Origin of the sequence: Paenibacillus sp. Y412MC10, assembly GCF_000024685.1 — a bacterium.
GTDB lineage: Bacteria > Bacillota > Bacilli > Paenibacillales > Paenibacillaceae > Paenibacillus_AQ > Paenibacillus_AQ lautus_A.
The window spans coordinates 555,470-575,813 of sequence record NC_013406.1 but is presented as its reverse complement, the minus strand read 5'-3'; the positions used below and the strand labels follow the sequence as shown (position 1 = coordinate 575,813).

Sequence of the window (20,344 nt, the reverse complement as noted above, 5' to 3'; positions counted from 1 at the left end):
CAAAATATGCGGTATTTGAAAGCGATTACGCATGAAATGCGGCGAAAGCAATGCTCCCTTGTTATAGGCTAGAGCTATATTCAAGGAGGCGATAGAGATGAGTGACAAGAAACGTTATGTATTGGTCGGTACCGGCGGCCGCGCCGAATTTTTTTATGGCGCCCTGGCCCAAAACTTCCGCGACAAATCTGAGCTTGCTGCCTTTTGCGATATCAATCAAACCCGCATGAATTACGCGAATCAGCTGCTGCGGGAAAAATATAAGTACACCGAGGTGCCTACCTATCCCGCGGACCAATTCGACCGGATGATCGAGAACGAAAAGCCCGACTTCGTCATCGTGACCAGCATCGACCGGACCCATCACAAGTACATTATCCGCGCGATGGAGCTTGGATGCGATGTCGTGACCGAGAAGCCGATGACGATCGACGAGGAAAAATGCCAGGCCATCCTGGATGCCGCCAAGCGGACCGGACAGAACATCAGGGTCACCTTCAACTACCGTTACGCCCCCCACCATACCAAGGTACGGGAATTGATCATGAACGATACCATCGGCCAGGTGACCTCGGTTCATTTCGAATGGCTGCTGAATACCCGCCACGGCGCGGACTACTTTCGGCGCTGGCACCGGGACAAGCGGAACAGCGGCGGATTGCTCGTTCATAAATCCACCCATCACTTCGACCTGGTCAACTTCTGGATCGGTTCCCATCCTGAAACCGTTTTCGCATTCGGCGATCTCATGTATTATGGTAGAGAGAATGCCGAAGCCCGGGGCGTTACGCAATTCTATAATCGCGCGACCGGCAACAAGGTTGCGAAAGAGGACCCTTTTGCGCTCCATCTGGATTCCGATGCGCATCTCAAAGCCATGTACCTGGATGCCGAGCCGGAGGACGGCTACCAGCGGGACCAAAGCGTATTCGGGGACGGCATCAACATTGAAGATACGATGGGCGTCCTCGTGCGATATCAGAACAAGGCCATTTTAACGTATTCGCTGGTCGCCTATCAGCCGTGGGAAGGCTATCGCATCGCCATCAACGGCACCAAAGGCCGGATCGAGATGAACATCGTCGAACAATCCTACGTCAATTCACTGGGCGACAAGAGCCTGGAAGGCGCGTTAATCGGGAAAACGCTGCGGGTGCTTCCGATGTTCGATGCCCCGTACGAGGTTCACGTCGAGGAGCAGCAGGGCGGACATGGCGGAGGCGACCCGGTGCTGCTGAATGATCTGTTCGGGGAACCGGTGGAAGATCCTTATGCCCGCGCGGCCAACCATATCGATGGGGCGAGATCCATACTGACAGGAATTGCAGCCAACCGCGCCATCGCCACCGGCATGCCTGTACGAATCGGTAATTTGGTTCGTTTCTAAGCCGTACACGGCTGCTCCAAGCATTTTTCCTTCAAAGGCTGCGTATTTTGCGCAGCCTTTTTTCACATGTCGCAGACCGCCTAGAAATCCGCTTTTCGTAAAGGAGGAAATGGATGTTCTTCTCATTAAAAAGCCGTTTGATCGCCTTTATCGTCGCACTCTTCGTCCTCTCTTTCGGCACGCTCTCCTTCCTGCTGTTTACGGAATCGCGCACCGTGATCCGCTCCTACATCGAATCCTCGGCCCTTGAAAAGATGGAGGAATACGGTTCCTACGTGGATATGGTCCAGATGCAGATTTATGACGTCGCTTCCCTGGTCTTTAACAGTGACACGGCCAAGAACTGGGATAACGCCATCGGCGATCCGCTGCTGCCCGAAGGGGAGAAAATGCTGGCCAATCTTGCGATGAGCCGATTTCTGACCCAAGCGACCAACAGCTACACCAGTATCTCCGACGTATCCATCTACCGGCGCAGCGGGCTTCGAATCGGCGGCGAGAACCAAGTCGAAACCGACCCTGCCTTTTTGCGGGAATCATGGTACACGAACTTCTTCGCGTCCGGAGACCGCTGGCTGCCAGCGCATACGGACCAGCATGAACGCGTCCGGGATCACGGCAATCCCGTCGTCAGCCTGCTGATGCCCATCGGGACCTTCCATCATGCCACGGCACAAAACGTGATGAAGGTTAACGTCAGCGAGTCTTATTTTCTGGAGCCGCTCAGCCGGATCCATTTGGCCAAGAACAGCACGATTTTTCTGCTGAACGAACAAGGAAGCCCGATTCTATCTCAACAGGCGCATGAACTCGGCGCCGGAGCCCTATCGGAGATCGATCGCATTCGAAACGGCCCGCTGAAATCGGGCGTCATCTATCTGACCAACGATGAGGGGCAGCGGGACATTCTGGTTTACAAGAAACTGGGGCGCACCGGCTGGATGCTGGCCGGCCTGGCGCCGGAGAAGGAGCTGTACTCCTCTCTTCACAAGCTTCAGAGTACCATTCTGTTGGTTACCGTCGTTCTGATCCTGGTCTCCCTGTTTGCCGCCGCATGGCTCTCCTATGGCGTCACCAAGCCTTTAACGCGTCTGGTGCTGGCGATGAGGCAGGTGCAGCGCGGAGCCTTCGACCAGGCGGAGTCCGTTCTGCCTCCTGACAAAAACGTTAAGAGCGAGGTCAGTTACGTCATCTCCACCTTCCGCTATATGATCAGCCGCCTGCGGCAGCATATCCAGAACGAATTCGAGCTGAAGCTGCTCCGCCAGCAGGCGGAATATAAAGCGCTGCTCATGCAGATCAATCCCCACTTCATGTTTAACACCCTGGAGCTGGTGAGCAGTCTTGCCATGCAGCGCCGGACGGACGATACCGTGCAGGTGATCGAGGACCTGGGCAAAATGATGCGCTTCTCCATGAATACCAGCGACGACCGGGTCCCCTTAACCGAAGAACTGGCTTATGTCCGCCACTATATCTCCATTCTGCAAACCCGCTTCGGGCATAAACTCGACATCTCCATCCACGAGGAAGGCCGGCTGGATTCGCTGGTGATGATCAAGTTCATTCTGCAGCCGCTGATCGAGAATGCGGTCAAATACAGCTTTCAGCATCAAACCACGGCACAGGTCGACATCCAAATCAGCAGGCAGGACAACCGCCTGTTTCTCCGCGTCGCGGATAACGGTCCCGGCATGCCCTCCGAGATCATCCGCAAGCTCCAGGATCCCGCGGCGGCCTCCCAATTGGAGCCGATCCTCCGAAGCGAGAGCTGGCACATTGGACTTGGCAACGTAATTGCTCGCTGCCGCTTGCATTACGGCGACTTATTTGCCGTTCATATTCGGAACGGGAGCGAAACCGGCACATGCATCGAACTGATTCTACCGGTACAGGAGGAATATCATGTACAACGTATTGATCGCAGATGACGAGATCGAGGTTCGTGAAGGGCTGAAGCTGAAAGTCGACTGGGAAAGCATGGGCTTTGCCATTTCGGGGGAGGCCGGGAACGGCCTGGAAGCTGAAGAGCTCTTGAAATCCCATTCGTATGACCTGCTCATTACCGACATGAACATGCCTGTCATGGACGGCGTCCGGCTGCTGGACGTTTGCCGGAGCCACAATCCGACCATACAGATCATCATCATTACAGGATACGAGGATTTTCAATACGCCAGAGCGGGCGTCCGCAGCCAGGCCATGGACTACTTGCTGAAGCCCGTTGCCCGGGACGACCTGAAATCCGCCTTAAGCAAAATCAAACACGAATTGGATAAGAACCGCAAGGTACGGGACGATTCGGAAATGCTGCAGTGGCGGTTATCCCAGTATTACAAAGAAATGAAGGAACGCTTCCTGCTGGATCTCGTTCGCGGCGACCGCCTGCCCTCCGCCTCCATGCCGGAACGGATTCGACTGTTTCACCTGGAGGATTGGCAGGATGGCCGCGTATGCTTCATCACCGCGGGCATGAGGGAATCCGGCATGCAGAAAGCACCCGAAGGCCGAGCGCCCGAGCAGCTCCGCCTTCCGTTTCAAATGGTCTGCCATGAAATCGCCGAATCTTATCCGGGCGGCGTTCAAGTGTTTCATGACGCAGCTCATCCCGGTATCATGCATTTCATTGCGCTTGACGGCATTCAGCATGCATTCGCGGATAAACTCGTCGCGCAGGCATCCTCGTATTTAACCGTGGAGGTGCAGGTAGGATTAGGGCTGCCCGTGTCGGGGCTTGAGCGCTGGAAAGAGGGTTATATCCACTCCCTCCTGGCCTGGAATCTGGCAGGACGCCAGAACGGACCGGATCAGGCACCCGTAACCGACCAAAGTCCGTTGCTGCCGGACGAAACAAGCCGCGCGCTTCATCGCTGCCTGATCCGGGGCGAATTGGAATCCTTCCGCAGCATCATCCGGAGGGAGCTGGGCGAGTCATTCCGGCTATCGCCTGCCCGCTTGGTACGGAGCCTTTTTCAAATCACGCTGATTATGGAATCCGCCGCTTTCGACAACATACGGCATTCACGGGGAGGGGGGCCTCTATGGATTTCACCCGAATGGGTTTTATGGCTGGAGACCCCGGAGCAGGCGGAACGCCTGCTGATGCAGTGGGCACAGGATTTTGTTGACAACCTCACAGAATCCGGAGACAGAGACGCTACCCTGATTGAATCCGCCAAGCGGTATATCGAGGAAAATTACATGCAGGAATTATCGCTGACCTCGCTGGCCGAGCAGTATAACTACCACCCTACCTACTTCTCGGAAATGTTCAAGGAAGGGGCTGGGGTCTCGTTCATCCAGTACGTTACGGAGGTTCGGATGAAACACGCCGTACGCCTGCTGCAGGAGACCCGATTGACGGTATGGGACATAGCCGAGCTGACGGGTTTCTCTTCACCCGGCTATTTCAGCTCCAAATTCAAAAAAATGTTCAATCAAAGCCCTTCCGAGTTCCGACTGTCGCAATCCGAAAAAATCGAACACGATGATCCGAAGAAATGAGATTCCGCCCTCTCTCCTCCCCCGGTATGATGTGTTTACCGGGCGCACCGACATACCGATTGTAAGCGCTTCAGGCCATCAGGTAACCGCCCATGCTCATTCATCCTGAAGGGAGGCACATTATGAGAAAGCTGTCCAAGCCCTTATACGGCCAGCAGAATAAGACAGCCTACTTGTTTCTTCTGCCTTGGCTCATCGGCTTCTTCTGTCTGACGCTGGGGCCGATGATCGCATCGCTGTACTTGTCCATGACCAAATTCAACCTGCTGTCATCGCCGACTTGGACGGGACTCAGCAACTATGTCCAGATTTTTACCGAAGACGATACGTTTCAACGATCCTTGTGGCTAACGTTCTATTATGTGTTCTTGTCCGTGCCGCTGAGACTTGCGTTCGCGCTGCTGATCGCCATGGCCTTGAACAAGGGCATCCGCGGACTCGGCATTTACCGGACCGTGTATTACATCCCCTCTCTATTGGGAGGCAGCGTTGCCATTGCCATCGTCTGGCGCCAAATCTTTGACGGCAGCGGGCTGGTCAATCAGTTCCTCGGCTGGTTCGGCATCACGGGCCCCTCGTGGATCGCCCACCCCGACTATGTGGTGTATACGATTATCACGCTGTCCGTCTGGCAGTTCGGATCGGCCATGGTCATCTTCCTTGCCGGTCTAAAACAGATTCCGACTGATTTATATGAAGCATCCGGCGTAGACGGTGCCGGAAAGATCCGTCAATTCTTCGGCATCACGCTGCCGATGCTGTCACCCGTTATCTTTTTCAATCTGATCATGAGCATGATCAATTCGTTCCAAGCCTTCACGCCGGCCTACGTCATCGGAGACGGGCGGGGAGGACCGCTCGACGCCACGATGTTCTACACCTTGTACCTGTATCTGAAAGGCTTCTCGTTCTTCGATATGGGTTATGCCTCGGCACTGGCATGGATCATGCTGGTCATCATCGGGGTGTTCACCGGAATCGTTTTTCTTACATCAAAATTCTGGGTCTTCTACGGGGATAACCAGGAAGGGAGGTAATGGATATGCCGCTTAAGCGACAACTGGTTCAAGCCGGGAGGCATGCCGCCATTATCCTCCTCGGCCTGCTCATGCTGTATCCGGTGCTATGGCTCGTCTTCAGCTCGTTTAAACCGAATCATCTTATCTTCACCAACAGCAGCCTCATTCCGACTGCCTTCACGCTGGATCATTACGTGAACGGCTGGAGCGGGCTCCAGGGCATTTCCTTCGGCCGATTCTTCGGCAACTCCGTGCTGATCTCGGTCATGAGCGTCATCGGGAACATCGTCTCCTGTTCCCTGGCAGCCTACGCCTTCTCCCGATTGAAGTTCAAATTCAAAGGCCTGTGGTTCAGCATCATGCTGGTGACGATTATGCTGCCTTACCACGTAACGCTCGTGCCTCAATACATTCTGTATAACGAGCTTCATTGGATCAATACGTATTTCCCGCTCATCCTGCCCAAATGGCTGGCGCATGACTCTTTCTTCATTCTGCTGATGGTTCAGTTCATCCGCGGCATTCCGCGGGAGCTGGACGAGAGCGCGACCATCGACGGCTGCGGACAATCGCAGATCTTCTTCCGCATCGTGGTGCCGCTTCTCGTCCCTGCGCTGATTACGACGGCCATCTTCACCTTCATCTGGAGCTGGGACGACTTCTTCAGCCAGATGATTTATTTAAGCAAGATTGATTTGTTCACTGTACAGCTGGGGATCCGATCCCTGTTCGATCCTTCGGGGCAATCGGATTGGGGGGCGCTGCTCGCCATGTCCACGCTATCGCTGCTGCCTGTGACGATCATTTTTCTGGTGTTTCAACGGTATTTTCTCGAAGGCATTGCCACAACCGGCCTGAAGTAGCCTCAGAAGCTGCCTGCCGACGTGCGAGGGCGTGCTGCAAATGAACCAATTATGATTAGACTGGGGGATTATCCATGTTGAAGAAATGTTTCGTTGGCATGTTGGCTTCGCTCCTATTATTCGTCACCGCCTGTTCCGGAACGGATCACACGGGAGAAGGCGGGAATGCGGACGCAGGGGCCGAGCCGAGCGGCCAAGTCGAGCTGCGCATGATGTGGTGGGGCGACCAGAAACGGGCCGATATTACGAACGAAGCCCTGAAGGTGTTCCAAAGCAAACATCCGAACATCAAAATCGTCGGCGAATTCTCGCCTTCCTCCGGATATTTCGATAAGCTGAACACCCAGCTGGCTTCCGGCACCGCGCCGGATATCTTCTTCCTGGGCGGAAACGTGGTGGACTATGCCAAAAAAGATGTGCTGCTGAACCTGGATCCGTATGTCGGCAGCGAACTGAAGCTGGACGGCATGGATGCCACCATGGTGGAATACGGCCGGCTGGATGGGAAGCTGCAGCATATTTCGGCCGGCGCAAACGCCCGGGGAATCGTCATCAACAAGGCACTGTTCGAAAAGGCAGGCATTCCTCTGCCGGAGCAGGATTGGGATTGGGAGGACTTTGCCGCCATCAGCAAAGAATTGTCCGATAAGCTTGGCGACGGCGTATACGGTACCTATAATTTCACCGTCGACGGAATGGATATCTTTCTGAAGCAGCGCGGAAAACAGCTGTATGATATGGAGAACGGAAAGCTCGGCTTCGCGAAGGAAGACATTCAGGAATGGTTCGAGTATTGGGAACAGGCTTCGAAGGCCGGCGGTGTCGTTACGCCTGAACTTCAGGTGTCCAATCCGCACGATGATACCAGCAAATCCTTGTTGATTACGGGTAAAGCCGCCATGAGCCTCCTCCCCTCCAATCAGCTGGCCGCATTCCAGAGCCTGACGGAAGATCCGCTCATCCTCCACCCGGTACCTAGAGGTCCGAAGGGTACGGGCGTGGTATTCGAGTCCAGCCAAGGACTATCCGGATATGCCAACACCAAGCACCCGAAGGAAGTCGCCACGCTCATGGACTTCTGGATCAACGATCCCGAAGCGGCCAAAATCCTCGGCAACGACCGCGGCGTGCCGGTGACGGAAGCCAACCGCAACCTTCTCCAGGAGGAAGCGGGTCCTGTGGAAGAGATTGTGTACAATTATACGAGCCTCGTATCGGAAGCCACGAAGACCGAGCCTTTTGACGTGAGTTATAATCCGCCGGGATTCGCCGAGTTCTCCAAGCTGGCCCAGACGACGACCCAGGAGATCGGTTTCGGCCGGAAAAACGTCGAGCAGGCCGTTGCGGACTTCTACAACGGCACCGTGCGCATATTTGAATCGAATCAATGACAAAGCTTTCAAGGAGGCGGACATGACAGAAGCTATGCTGGACCGGCTGCGCCGGATTTCGATACCGGATCGGGTGCAGCCGGGCAAACCGGAAGACCGGAAGCTGCTGCAGGAGTGGCAGGCGACAGGCGTCCGATTCGCGGCATCGGGCGGGCGGCTGGAAACGGCTTATTATACCGCGCTGGAGAAGCTGCTGACCTGCATCGTGCCGATGAACGGCAGCGATCCGATTCTGCAGGAGGGCGGTATCTATCTCGGCTGCTGGCTGGAGAGCACCGGCACCATCAATGCGGAGCTGCTATCGCGACTGATTCCCTCGGTCTCGGAAACAACCTACCTCGCCTTTGCCGATCAGCAAAGAGAGGATGGGCTGCTCCCTTATAAACTGACGGAGAACGGTCCTTCGTTCCGCCAGATCCAGCTCGTCACGCCGCTGGCGCGCTGCGTCTGGAACCATTATGAGCTTCATGGAAGGGACCTCTCCTTCCTGAAGACCATGTACCAAGCCATGTCGCGTTACGACGATTGGATCGCGCGTTACCGCAACACCCGGGGAACCGGCTGTGTGGAGGCTTTCAGTACTTTTGATACCGGGCATGATCTGTCGCCAAGGTTCTGGCATGTTCCGGACACGCCTTATCGGAACGATGCCGCAGCCTTCCACCCGGACTCCCCGGTTCTGCCCTTCCTGGCACCGGATTTGACGGCCAACATCTACTGTCAGCGCATGTATTTGGCCCGCATGGCCGAAGAGCTCGGCGAATCCGGAGCCGATTGGAGGGCCAAAGCCGAAGCCAGCCTGGACAGCCTCTTCCGTTACTGTTATGACGAAGACGATAAATTCTTCTATGACCGGGATCGGAACGACGAACTGGTCCGGGTCCAATCTGACGTGCTGCTGCGCGTGATGGCCTGCGAGGTGGGCGACGCCGAGCTGTTTGGCAACATGCTGCGGCGGTATTTGCTGAATACCGGCAAATTCTTCGCCAAATATCCGTTTACGTCCATCGCAATGGACGACCCGCGGTTCGATCCGTCCTCCTCTTACAACAGCTGGGGCGGGCCGTCCAATTTTCTGAGCTTGATCCGGGCGCCGCATGCCTTTGAACATCATCACCGCTATGTCGAGCTGACCTGGGTACTGCAACCGATTCTGTCAGCCTTGTCCAAGGCGAAGCGCTTCCCGCAAACCTTGAGCCCTTGGACAGGTGCAGAGGGCTTTACCGAGGCGTATTCCCCTTCCATTCTGTGCCTGCTGGATTACGTGGAACGGCTCTGCGGCATCATGCCGATCGGATCGGATCGACTGTGGTTTACGGGATTGCTTCCGGTCGATATGGACCATGGCGAAGAAGTCGCCGGCAACACGGCCTATAGCCGAACTGTGAACGGGCTGCACTACGAACTGGTGAATACCCCGGACAACGTCACCGTATACCGGGAAGGCCGCGTTCATATTCAAGGGCCCGCCGGGATTCGGCTGGTCACGGACCGCAGCGGACAATTGGAGGGCGTGATCGGCATGAGCGTGCGAATTATTGAAGGCGAGCTCCGCTATCAAGGCACATCCATTCCGATCCGGATCAAAGGCAATGAAATGCAGCAGTATTCAGACGGAGATTTGAAGACGGAGAGGGATATCGGCATCATCTATCCTAGCTATCGTTAATTGAAGGAGGTGAACGCTTAAGCGTGAAAACTGCAGACATTCAGCTTCGGGACCCCTACGTACTGCCTGATCCGACACAGCGAACATACTACATGTACGGCAGCACCGACAAAAATATATGGAAGGAAGGAAACGGCTTCGATGTCTATATCAGCCGGGATCTAATCGATTGGGGAGGCCCTTATCCGGTCTTTCGCAAACCGGACGATTTCTTCGCGGACGTGAACTTCTGGGCACCCGAAGTCTACTATTACCACGGGCGTTACATCATGTTTGCCACCTTCCGCCGAAAAGATAACGATCTGCTGGGAACTGCGGTGCTGTCGGCTGAACAGCCGACAGCACCCTTCTCCCTTCATAGCGATGGGCCCGTGACCCCTGTCGACTGGAGTTCCCTGGACGGCACGCTCTATGTCGACGAAAGGGATCAGCCGTGGATGGTATTCTGCCGCGAGTGGCAGCAGGTCGGCGACGGCGAGATTTGCGCCATGCGCCTGAGTCCCGATCTCACGGAGGCCGCCTCGGATCCCGTAACCCTGTTCCGAGCCTCCGAAGCCGCTTGGGCCACGCCGTTCCACTCGCCCCGTTTTCCCGGATCGGGCAACTATGTGACGGATGGCCCGTTTCTGTTTCGAACAACGTCGGGGAATCTGCTCCTATTATGGGCCAGCTTTGTGGATGGCCGATACGCGCTCGGCGTTGCCAAGTCGCCAACCGGCAAGCTATGCGGGCCTTGGCTCCAAGAACCCGAACCTTTATATTCCAGCGACGGCGGGCACGGCATGATGTTCCGTACCTGGAACGGCCAGCTGATGCTGACCGTGCATACCCCGAACCGCACGCCGGATGAACGACCGATCTTCATTCCCGTCGCGGAGGACGGTGATAGCATCAAGGTGGATGGGATGTATCGGACAACGCGTATGCCCAAGTAAAATCCATATTAAAAAGTCCGCTCTCCATGAAGATGGCAGAGCGGACTTTTTAATAGTTTTTTTGCATTCCTAAGCTATGCCTTGCTTTGATTTGCAGTACAAACAAAAGGAAGCCGTACGCATACGGCCTCCCTCTACTCTCATTTATTACAGCTTCACGATTTTACCGGTCTCTTGGGATTCGAATGCACCCAGGATCACGTTCAAGGAACGAAGTCCTTCCTCACCAGAAATGCTAGGCGGCGTGTTCGTGAGAATGGATTCGACGAACGCGTCGATGACGCCGCTCGGAACCTGCTTCTCATTGGTTGCCATGGCGCCTACCTTGTAGGTCTCCACCGTACCGTCGGTCAGCTCTACAACCACCTCGTCGCCGTTAACGGTACCGATCTTCATGGCACCTTTCTCGCACCACAATACCGTTCCGTTATCGCCGGATCTGTAATGCGTCCAGCTTGCCATCAGCGTGCCCACGGCCCCGCTCTTCATGCGAACGATGCACGTCGCGTTGTCGTCCACATCGGTTCCTTCTTTATGGACCGTTCCGATAAAACCTGCCACTTCCACGATCTCATCGTTCAGCAGGTAACGGATAAAGTCGGATTTGTGCACGCCGAGATCGCCCATGGCGCCCATAATCGCTTCTTCCTTGCGGAAGAACCAGCTGTCGCGTCCATCCAGGCTCCAGCTCTCCGGACCGCCGTGGCCGAAGGAAGTACGGAAGGTAAGCACTTTGCCGAGCTTGCCGGAATCCAGAATCTCCTTCGCTTTTACGTGCGGAGGCATGAGGCGTTGATTGTGGCCTACCATCAGGTACACCCCGTTCTTGCGGGCGGCCTCGATCATTTGCTCTCCTTCTTCAGCCGTCGTAGCCATCGGCTTCTCCACCAGCACATGAAGGCCGGCATTCGCAGCCGCGATGCTCATCGGAGCATGCAGATAGTTCGGCGTACATACGCTAACGGCGTCCAGCTTCTCGTTCTTCAACAGTTCTTGGTAGTCTGCGTAGGCTTTACCGCCATACTGGGCCGCCATCTCTTCGGCGCGTTCCTTCACCGGATCGGCAAAAGCAACCAGCTCCACGTTAGCATTGTTCGCGTATTCAGGAATATGTCTGCGCTGGGCGATCGCGCCGCAGCCAAACACTGCCACTTTAATTTTGCTCATTGAAAGTCTCCTTTTTTGCTTATAGATTAAAATTGGTTCAGGTAGTTCTGCTTCAGCCAGTTCATGCTGTTCTCCACGCTTTGCAGCGGCGGGTTCTGACATACGTCCTGCTCGACGATCAGCCATTCCGTGCCTGCATCGGATGCAGCCTGAATGACGCCCGGCAGGTTAACCGAGCCTTGGCTCAGCTCCAGCGTCTTCATGTTGCCTTCCGCATCCTTGCTGAAGTCTTTCAGGTGAAGCAGCGGAAGACGTCCGGCGTATTTCGGAATGTAGGTAAGCGGATCTTGTCCGGCGAATTGTACCCAGCATACGTCCATCTCCACTTGCACGGCTTCCGGCGTCGTTGCGGAATACATCGCATCAAAAACGAACTGGCCATCAACCTCGGCTTCGAATTCGAATGCATGGTTATGGTATCCAAAGATCAGTCCCTGCTTGCGGGCTTCGGCCCCTACTTCCTCCAGGAAGGAGAAGAGGTTCTTCCAATCCTCGGCATCTTTACGATCTTCTTCGGCCACATATGGACACATCATATATTTAGCGCCAATGGTTTTCAGGTAATCAATTTCCTTCTGCAGGTCTGCACGAAGCAGATGCAGGCCCACGTGACTGCCGATCGCTTTCAAGCCAAGCTCTTGAAGAAGCGTTTTCATTTCCTCGGCCGGAATGTCTCCATAACCTGCGAATTCCACGCCTTCATAACCCAATTCAGCAACTTTGCGGAGCGTACCGCGGAAATCCTGTGCCGTTTCATCGCGCAGCGTATACATTTGCAAACCAATGTTCATTCTTCTCATTATAGCGCACCTCGATTCCAAAAATGAGTTACTGCTCTATCTGCTACTATCATACATGCAAATAGGCTAAAATGAACATAAACAATATTGCTGCAACATGAACTATCTGCTTATATTTTTACTGGGGGTTGTTACCATTATGGAAGCTAGGCTGCTCATCTGCGACTATTCCTATCACTTTCAGCAATTCAGCAACAGCCATCGGGGCGGCTTGACGACCTATCTGTTCCGACTTCAAACCGAAGGCTCCTGCGAAATCTACTGCAACGGCATTGAGCACCATGTGCAGGCAGGCGACCTGCTGCTGCTGAAGCCCGGCGATGAATACGAGCTGCGGGTGAAGGAAGACGGCGAGGATGGCCGCGTGTCCAGCGGGGATTATTTTATATTCTGCGACGGCTCCTGGATTGATGATTGGTGGAACCGCATCCCCCGCCCTGTCGTCAGTCATGTCGGGCTCGACGATTATTTGCTCGGTCTGTGGAGACAGATGCTGCTGGAGAAGCGGCGCGGCCTCGAAGGGGAAATCGGGGAACTGACCGACTACCTGCTGCGCAGTCTCTGCCTCTGCCTGGACCGCGCCATCACCGAGATCAAGCCGACCGATCGCCTTGCCTTCACTGCCCTGCGGCTGAAGCGATTCGTGGAGGAGCATGCCACCCTAACCTTCAAGCTGGAGGAAGCTGCTTCCCATGTCGGGCTTAGCTTATCCCGGGCGGTCAAACTGTTCAAGGAGTATTACGGAAAAACCATGATCCAGTACGCACTCGAGATCAGGCTGAACGCAGCCGTCGAACGCATCAAATACAGCACGATGACGCTGGAGGAAATCGCGGAAACCTGCGGCTTCGCAAGCTACTCTTATTTTCACCGGGTATTCCGGGCGAACTATGGCGTGTCCCCGGTGAAATTCCGGGAAACGGCAACGGTGCCGGCAAGGCCGGGGCAGGAGAAAAACCCCCGCTAATTTTTTTCTACTATAATATAAAGAAGCAGCCATGCTCCTCCTTAAAGGCAGGGGCTAGGCTGCTTTGTACTTTAGTAACTCGAAAGTATTCTGCAAAATGCTTTTTCCGGCCACATTCATAGCATCGCAGCCCCGGCGGCGGCAAAGACCAGCGTGAAATAAACTCCGACCCCTATCAGATGATTGCGATTCCAATCCCGCGGCTTGATCTCGACGATATACGGGAGCAGCCACAGGAAGCTGGCGACAAACCATGCAGCGGAGGCCAATCCGATAAACAGCAGTTTCTTTCCTTGCTCGTATTGGAAGACAGGGTCCATCCCGTTAAAACGGATCAGGGAGCCGCTGGTCAAGGTACAGGAATAAGCCAACACCATGAACACGGCCACGACCAAGAGCGTGCCGATGGCCTTGAGCCCGTCCGAAGTCAGAAAATTCGGCCGTCTCCCCTTCTTTCCGGAAAAGCCGATCAAAAAGAATACAAACCCGACCAAAATGGCCACACCTGCTCCTGAAGCGACAATGCCTCCGGAAATGGCAGCTGCCAAGGCTAGAATCGGAATCATCATCTCGTCTTTTCCTCTCTTTCGTACCTGCTGAACCGTACGGTGTGTGGTTGAAATTGAAATCGTGCGAAGGAGCACTAAGATTCCATAGGTAACGGCACAATGACCGTGCAGAACGTATCGATCTACTTACTCACATCTGTCGTATCATCCATACGGGCAGCCCGCATCGGTGAAAACACAAACCAAACTCCGACTACAGCCAGTCCGGTGATAACAACGCCTAATGCTGTGCGAAATCCATATACATCAGCGATTAAGCCACCCAGAGGCGCTCCAATAACGATCATACTGCGGTTGATAGACCTCATGGTGGCATTCATACGCCCATGCAAGTGTGCAGGTGTGATCGTCTGCCGGTAACCCATCTCAATCGGACCTTCAATACCTAATGCAAAACCATAAAACAGTTGCCCAAATCCGATCAAGAGGAAGGTCTGAATCGACAGATCACCGTCGTCAGTGGATGGTGCCAGAACCATGAACAGGACCGCAGGTGCATACAAAAGTCTGGCAAACGTGATGCTGCGTCCAATTCCAAATCGCTTGCTGACCCGGGTTGATAACGTCGTGCCTATAACAGCGCCAATCCCTGCTGATGTCATGACCAGTCCCAGGGTTGACGCATTAAACCCTAATTCAGTGAGAGCGTAAGTTACCAGCACCGTACCCAGCATACTGTTAAATAGAAACCACACATGGGTATTGAGTGCCAGCGTGCTAAGAAACGGATGCCGATAGACCCAGCGCAATCCTTCCTTTATCAATTCAACTATACGTTCATTCGAGGCCTTTTCCTGTATGGGCTGATGTTTAATGAAAGCCATAACCAGCCCTGAAAACAGATACGAAGCTGCGTTAACCAAGATGGCAAACGGAGCCGTAATGATGGAGACTAATAAACCGGCAGCTGCGGGGCCGCTGGTTTCCGCAACGGCTGCGCTTTGCTCCAACCGTGCATAAGCGGGCAATAACAACCTTCTCGGCACGAGCTGGGGCACAATAGATTGAGATGCAGCATCATTGAATAACGACATCGTCCCGAAGAGTATCATGATGATCATCAGAATGCCCACATGGATTCCATCGAACAATGCCAGTAGGCAAATCGCTACGAGCAAGATCCCCCGTCCCAAATCGGTCAGTACCAAGATGTTCCGACGACTGACGCGATCAATAATCACTCCGGCCACCAATCCCAGCAGCACATAGGGTAGCCACCTCGAGGAATTGATCCAGCCCACATCAACGGTACTGCCTTCCAGGTTAACCACCACCAGCACTTGGAGAGCAAGTGTGGTTATATATGTGCCAAAATATGAAATGGTGGAGGCTAACCAGAAAAATACGTAACTCTTATTGTTGGTGAGATTCATCTCTAACCTCCATCTGAGCGCCGTATTTTTCAGGTTAATTGTATATTGGAGTCACTGCTGAATGAAGTCACGAGCGCTATAACTAGTTAGATTGTAGCATATCTGTAACAGATAGAGTCGTACTCATTCCAATCGTTCCACGATCAAACCATGGGGCGACTTACCGACAGAATGATAGGTAAGACCATTTTCTACGACGAAAGTCTACTATTCATGTATGGTTCCCGCACTCATGGACTGCTCATGATGCAACAGCCACTGCTTTCGTGATAGGCCGCCGCCATATCCGCCGAGCTCACCGCTCGTATTGATCACGCGGTGGCATGGAATGACAATCGCAAGCTGATTGGCGCCATTCGCTTGGGCAACGGCGCGATATGCGGTCGGTCTTCCCATCGCCGCTGCGATTTCGCCATACGAAGACGTTTGGCCGGGGGGAATCCGCAGCAATCGGCCCCACACTTCTTGTTGAAACGGCGAACCCAGCAAGAACAAGGGCGTCTTGAAATCCGTTAACTTCCCTTCAAAATACGCTGCGAGCTCCAGCTCGATTGAACGGATCGGAGCCGTATGGCCCGGAATGATCGCCGACTTGGTTCTCTGCCGGAGACGTTCAACCTCACGCTCCAGGCCCCGGCGGTCCACGAATTCGAGCAGATACAGCGCCTCTTCATCCGCGATGGCCATCATCGGCCCGAGACGCGTGTCGATCCATGAAGCTTTTAAGATGTTATGGTGCCCCGATCGGCTAGGCGCCGCGCCCATGATGCGGGAAAATGCATCCCTAAAACCGCTGCTCGACTCGTATCCGGTCGACAGCTGCGCATCGATGACGGCATGCCCCTCCCGGATTTGCTTCAGGGCAAGTCCCATTCGCCGTGCCCGTGCGTATTCAACGAAGGTCATCCCGAACCGTTTCTTGAACTGGCGCCTTGCCGTTGAAGCATCGACGGACAGCTTCTGGAAATCCTGGTTGGTCCACCTTTTCTCCGGATTCTCCTCAACGGCTTCTACGAGCAGCCGGACCAGGTCCGATACCTGATTGGGGTGCGATAGCGGACGGCAGCGTTTGCAAGGCCTGAAGGATGCAAGCAGCGCTTCTTGAGCCGTCTCGTAAAATTCGCAGTTTTCCATCTTCGGTTTCCGGGCCGGGCATGTCGGGCGGCAGAACACTCCTGTAGTCTTCACGCCTACATAAAACACGCCCTCGTACTCCGATTTCTTTTCCAGCAGCGCCTGGTAATACTCCTGCTGATTGGCAGCCGATATCACTTGGGTTCCTCCCCGCTCTGATGTACTTTCTAAAGGGCCATACGCTTGTTGGCCTTAATCATCATGCTCTCTTGTTCTCGTGTTTCTATTATATTTCTTTTGCCGGCATGACGTGGCCGAAAAACGTGCACGAATATTTTCGAGAGGAAAAAGCGCCGACTCCGATGCCCCTGATTGACCAATCATACGAAAAGCCCCTTCCGTTGACCGGAAGAGGCTTTTTTCTTTCAAGAATATGAATTTCGCTTGAAGTTTAACCTTTGATGGATCCTGCCACCATGCCCTTCATGATTTGCTCCTGCAGTATTAGGTAGGCCACGATCGTCGGAATGACCGCGATCGCCATCGCTCCCATCGTCAGGCTGTAATCCGTGCCGAAGCCGTCCGAGAACAGGGACAAGCTGAGCGGGAGTGTCTTCAATGCCTGCGTATTGATGAATACGAGGGCGAAAGAGAAATCATTCCAGAATCGGAGGAATGCCAGAATCGATATCGTTGCCACAATCGGCGTACAGAGCGGCAGAATCATTCGGCCGAAGATTCCCCACCAGCCGCTGCCGTCGATCATGGCCGCTTCTTCAATCTCTCTTGGAATGGATGACATGTACGCCATCGCCAGGAAGATCGCGATCGGCAGCTCAAACGCCGTATATGGCAGGATGAGTGCGCCGTACGTGTCGAGCAGGCCGATATTTTTCATCATAATGAACAGGGGCACCAGCGTACTATGGATCGGAATCAGCAGCCCCGTCGTAAACAATACGACCACCAGCTTTTTAAACCGAAACTGGAATCTGGACAGCACATACGCCGCCAGCACGCTGAGCAGGATGGTCAGCACGACGGCCGTAATCGTTACAACCGTTGAATTGATCATCGCTCGGCCCATATTTCCGAGCTCCCATGCCCGGAATAAATTCTCGGTCATCCACTCCTTCGGCAAGCCGTAAGGGTTGTTGAAGAAATCCTGGTTCGATTTAAACGCGCTCGTAAAAAGCCAGTACAAGGGATAGAGCGTAAGAATCGCATACACAATCAGCAGCAATTTTACGAATCCGGTTAACCCCTTCGTGATGACGCGTTTCCCTGAGGTACTTCCGGTCCCGGTCGTCTGTAAATTCACATCGCTCCCTCCTTCATGTTAACTTGACTTTCTGCGCGTTGCGAAATAGTTAAGCGCGATAAGAATGGCGCTGACGATCATGATCATCGTGGAAACGGCGGAGCCGTAACCGTAGCGGTACACGCTGAACGTGCTGTTGTACATATAGGTAGCAAGAAGCTCGGTCGATTGCGCCGGTCCGCCGCCTGTCATGACGATGACATGGTCAAAAGCTTTCAGGCTTCCCGAGATACAGAGCACAATGGTTACGACCACCGTGCTCCAGACCATCGGCAGCGTGATTTGCATCAGCTTGTTCCAGCCGGTGGAGCCATCGATTTTGGCCGCATCGTGGATCTCTGGCGAAATATTTTGCAGCGCTGCGATAAAGATGACCAGATAAGGGCCGATGTTCGCCCAGTTAATCGGGATCGATATCGCCAGCATGTTGACCTTCGGATCGGACAGCCAAGCACGGGTCCATGACTCCAGGCCGAGCATCTCCAGCACATAGTTGGCAATCCCGAACTGCGGGTGGTAAATGTAACCCCAGATGAGACCGACAACCACCGTGGAGAGAACCATCGGCATGAAGACAGCGGACCGGATGAACCTGGAGAAGAACGAATTCTTGAACAATACGATAGCCAGAATCAACGCGATCGGAACCTGGCCGATAATGGACGATACGACCAGAATCAGGTTGTTTCGAAGCGCCCGCCAGAAGATCGGGTCCTTGAACATCTCTCTATAATTGTCAAGGCCGATGAACGTGGCGTCTCCGAACCCTTTCCAACTGAAAAATCCGTAGTATGCTGACCAAAAAACCGGAATGATGACAAATATCAGAAACAACAGAAGCGCAGGAAGAAGAGCTATGGCTATAAATCCTTTGCTTCTCATCGCTGTAGGCATGGCAGCCTCCTCCCTCCTAATCCTTATGCAGCGGTGAATCTATTCTTATGGAGTAGCGGATCGGGCTTGCGCATCCTGCAGCTTCTGGGCCACGCCTTCGACGGCACCGCCCATCATGATTTCCTGCAGGCCGTTGTTGATGACTTCAGCCGCTTCTGCAGACAGATAAGCATCGTATACCGGCGTAATGCCTGTGGATTTCACCAGGTTAAAGGCTTTGTAGTACAGGGAAGTAACTTTCGACTCATCGATTTCGGTATCGTACATGACCATGGAGTTGCTCTCGGCAATCGCTTTTTGCGCTTCCGGTCCACTCACGGCATAAATCAGTTCGAGCGCCAATTCTTTCGCTTTCCCTTCCGTTCTGCTGCTGAGGGCCAGACCGCCGCCAGCTCCGCCGGAGATGGTGTTAGCTTCGCCTTTGCCACCAGGGATCGCAGGCAGAGTCGTCACTTCAATATCCTTCATCTGCTCTTCGGAGGAAGAAGCCGCCAAGTTGGTGAGCGTCCACGCGCCGCTGATCATCATTGCTGCATTGCCTTGGATGAAATACTGCTCGGCTTGCGTGTTGTCGATGCTGTTGGCACCTTCTTGGAATGCTTTGTTGTCGACGAGCTCTTTGAAATAGCCAAGTGCTTCGATAAACTCAGGATCGGTGAATTTCGCGCCATCCTGTGCTGCCGCTTTTTTGAACCATTCGGTGCCGGTCACGCGGTCGGCAATCGATCCGATAATGGTAGATTGCGCAACCCACGGCGCTTTGTTTCCGAGGGCGATCGGCGTAATGCCGTTATCGTTGAACGTTTTAACCGCCGCCATCATTTCTTCCCAAGTCGTCGGAACTTTTACGTTATGTTTGTCAAACAACGCTTTGTTGTAGTAGAGAATCGATGTTGCGGACATGCCCAGTGGAGCGGAGTAAATCTGGCCGTCCTCGAACTCGTATGGATCAAATGCGCCCGGCAGGAATTTGTCCTTCCAATCGGAATGGGCGTCCAACACTTCCGTGATCGGTTGAAGCAGCTTCGCTTGATGAAGCTCGGCCGACTGACTTCCCGCATAAACGAAGAACACGTCCGGCATTTCATTTGCAGCCGCAACGGTGCTCAGACGCTGACGGTAACCGTCCGGCGGAATCGCTTGCGCGTCGAGCGTAACTTCAGGATGGTCCTGAGCAAATTGATCGATAAAACTCCGGACTGATTTCGCGCGCAGGTCGTCACCGGCAAAGTTATGCCAGATGGTCAGCTTGACCTTTTCTTGATCGCCTTCGTTCCCTCCGGCCTGCTCTTTGCTTTGCCCGCCTCCGCAAGCTGCAAGAACCAGTGTCATCATCAGCAGTACAAGACCTATTTTACGTTTTGGTCTCATGGTCAATCCCCCTTTTAATATACGAAAATGATGAAGCTTC

Annotated in this window: 17 protein-coding genes; 9 read left to right on the top strand and 8 right to left on the bottom strand. The window is 54.0% G+C overall.

All coding sequences use genetic code 11. The features are described 5' to 3' along the window. Positions 1–97 precede the first annotated feature (97 nt). From GYMC10_RS02425 to GYMC10_RS02390, 8 genes are all read left to right on the top strand, one after another. Positions 98–1,387 carry a Gfo/Idh/MocA family oxidoreductase gene (locus GYMC10_RS02425; protein ID WP_012818684.1) on the top strand — a complete coding sequence of 430 codons (1,290 nt, stop codon included), beginning with the start codon at positions 98–100 and terminating at the stop codon, positions 1,385–1,387. A gap of 113 nt (positions 1,388–1,500) precedes the next feature. Next, positions 1,501–3,318 carry a sensor histidine kinase gene (locus GYMC10_RS02420; RefSeq protein WP_012818683.1) on the top strand — a complete coding sequence of 606 codons (1,818 nt, stop codon included), beginning with the start codon at positions 1,501–1,503 and terminating at the stop codon, positions 3,316–3,318. Then, entirely contained in the window at positions 3,293–4,891 is a 1,599-nt protein-coding gene (locus GYMC10_RS02415) for a response regulator (RefSeq protein WP_012818682.1), read from the top strand. The genes GYMC10_RS02420 and GYMC10_RS02415 overlap by 26 nt, the downstream gene beginning before the upstream one ends. A 122-nt stretch (positions 4,892–5,013) precedes the next feature. Further along, positions 5,014–5,928: a carbohydrate ABC transporter permease gene (locus tag GYMC10_RS02410; protein ID WP_009595490.1), complete on the top strand. Its 915-nt coding sequence runs from the start codon at positions 5,014–5,016 to the stop codon at positions 5,926–5,928. Between the two features lie 5 nt (positions 5,929–5,933). After that, entirely contained in the window at positions 5,934–6,773 is an 840-nt protein-coding gene (locus GYMC10_RS02405; protein ID WP_012818681.1) for a carbohydrate ABC transporter permease, read from the top strand. 74 nt (positions 6,774–6,847) lie between these two features. After that, positions 6,848–8,164 carry an ABC transporter substrate-binding protein gene (locus GYMC10_RS02400; protein ID WP_012818680.1) on the top strand — a complete coding sequence of 439 codons (1,317 nt, stop codon included), beginning with the start codon at positions 6,848–6,850 and terminating at the stop codon, positions 8,162–8,164. 22 nt (positions 8,165–8,186) lie between these two features. Beyond that, on the top strand, positions 8,187–9,833 hold the full coding sequence (locus tag GYMC10_RS02395; protein WP_012818679.1) for an MGH1-like glycoside hydrolase domain-containing protein: 1,647 nt from the start codon (positions 8,187–8,189) through the stop codon (positions 9,831–9,833). A gap of 23 nt (positions 9,834–9,856) precedes the next feature. Next, positions 9,857–10,768, top strand: a complete 912-nt coding sequence (locus GYMC10_RS02390) for a glycoside hydrolase family 43 protein (RefSeq protein ID WP_012818678.1) — start codon at positions 9,857–9,859, stop codon at positions 10,766–10,768. 147 nt (positions 10,769–10,915) lie between these two features. Here the strand turns inward: GYMC10_RS02390 and GYMC10_RS02385 are convergent, their stop codons facing one another. Then, the gene (locus GYMC10_RS02385) at positions 10,916–11,935 is read right to left on the bottom strand and encodes a Gfo/Idh/MocA family protein (protein ID WP_012818677.1); all 1,020 of its coding nucleotides are present in this window, start codon (positions 11,933–11,935) and stop codon (positions 10,916–10,918) included. A 26-nt stretch (positions 11,936–11,961) separates the two neighbouring features. Further along, entirely contained in the window at positions 11,962–12,735 is a 774-nt protein-coding gene (locus tag GYMC10_RS02380; protein ID WP_012818676.1) for a sugar phosphate isomerase/epimerase family protein, read from the bottom strand. 139 nt (positions 12,736–12,874) lie between these two features. Here GYMC10_RS02380 and GYMC10_RS02375 point away from each other — a divergent pair, with 139 nt between their 5' ends. Next, positions 12,875–13,702: a helix-turn-helix domain-containing protein gene (locus GYMC10_RS02375; RefSeq protein WP_036664747.1), complete on the top strand. Its 828-nt coding sequence runs from the start codon at positions 12,875–12,877 to the stop codon at positions 13,700–13,702. A gap of 116 nt (positions 13,703–13,818) precedes the next feature. Here GYMC10_RS02375 and GYMC10_RS02370 read toward each other — a convergent pair whose 3' ends face one another. From GYMC10_RS02370 to GYMC10_RS02345, 6 genes are all read right to left on the bottom strand, one after another. Continuing rightward, positions 13,819–14,271, bottom strand: coding sequence for a hypothetical protein (locus GYMC10_RS02370; RefSeq protein WP_012818674.1), 453 nt, complete (start codon positions 14,269–14,271; stop codon positions 13,819–13,821). A 122-nt stretch (positions 14,272–14,393) separates the two neighbouring features. Then, positions 14,394–15,644, bottom strand: coding sequence for an MFS transporter (locus tag GYMC10_RS02365; protein ID WP_012818673.1), 1,251 nt, complete (start codon positions 15,642–15,644; stop codon positions 14,394–14,396). Between the two features lie 207 nt (positions 15,645–15,851). After that, complete coding sequence (locus GYMC10_RS02360) at positions 15,852–16,916, bottom strand: bifunctional transcriptional activator/DNA repair enzyme AdaA (RefSeq protein WP_012818672.1); 1,065 nt, start codon at positions 16,914–16,916, stop codon at positions 15,852–15,854. A 253-nt stretch (positions 16,917–17,169) separates the two neighbouring features. After that, a complete protein-coding gene (locus tag GYMC10_RS02355) occupies positions 17,170–18,039 on the bottom strand; it encodes a carbohydrate ABC transporter permease (protein ID WP_012818671.1) in 870 nt (289 codons plus the stop codon). An 18-nt stretch (positions 18,040–18,057) separates the two neighbouring features. Continuing rightward, a complete protein-coding gene (locus GYMC10_RS02350) occupies positions 18,058–18,933 on the bottom strand; it encodes a carbohydrate ABC transporter permease (RefSeq protein ID WP_009595489.1) in 876 nt (291 codons plus the stop codon). Positions 18,934–18,978: 45 nt separating this feature from the next. After that, positions 18,979–20,304, bottom strand: coding sequence for an extracellular solute-binding protein (locus GYMC10_RS02345; RefSeq protein WP_009595478.1), 1,326 nt, complete (start codon positions 20,302–20,304; stop codon positions 18,979–18,981). Positions 20,305–20,344 lie beyond the last annotated feature (40 nt).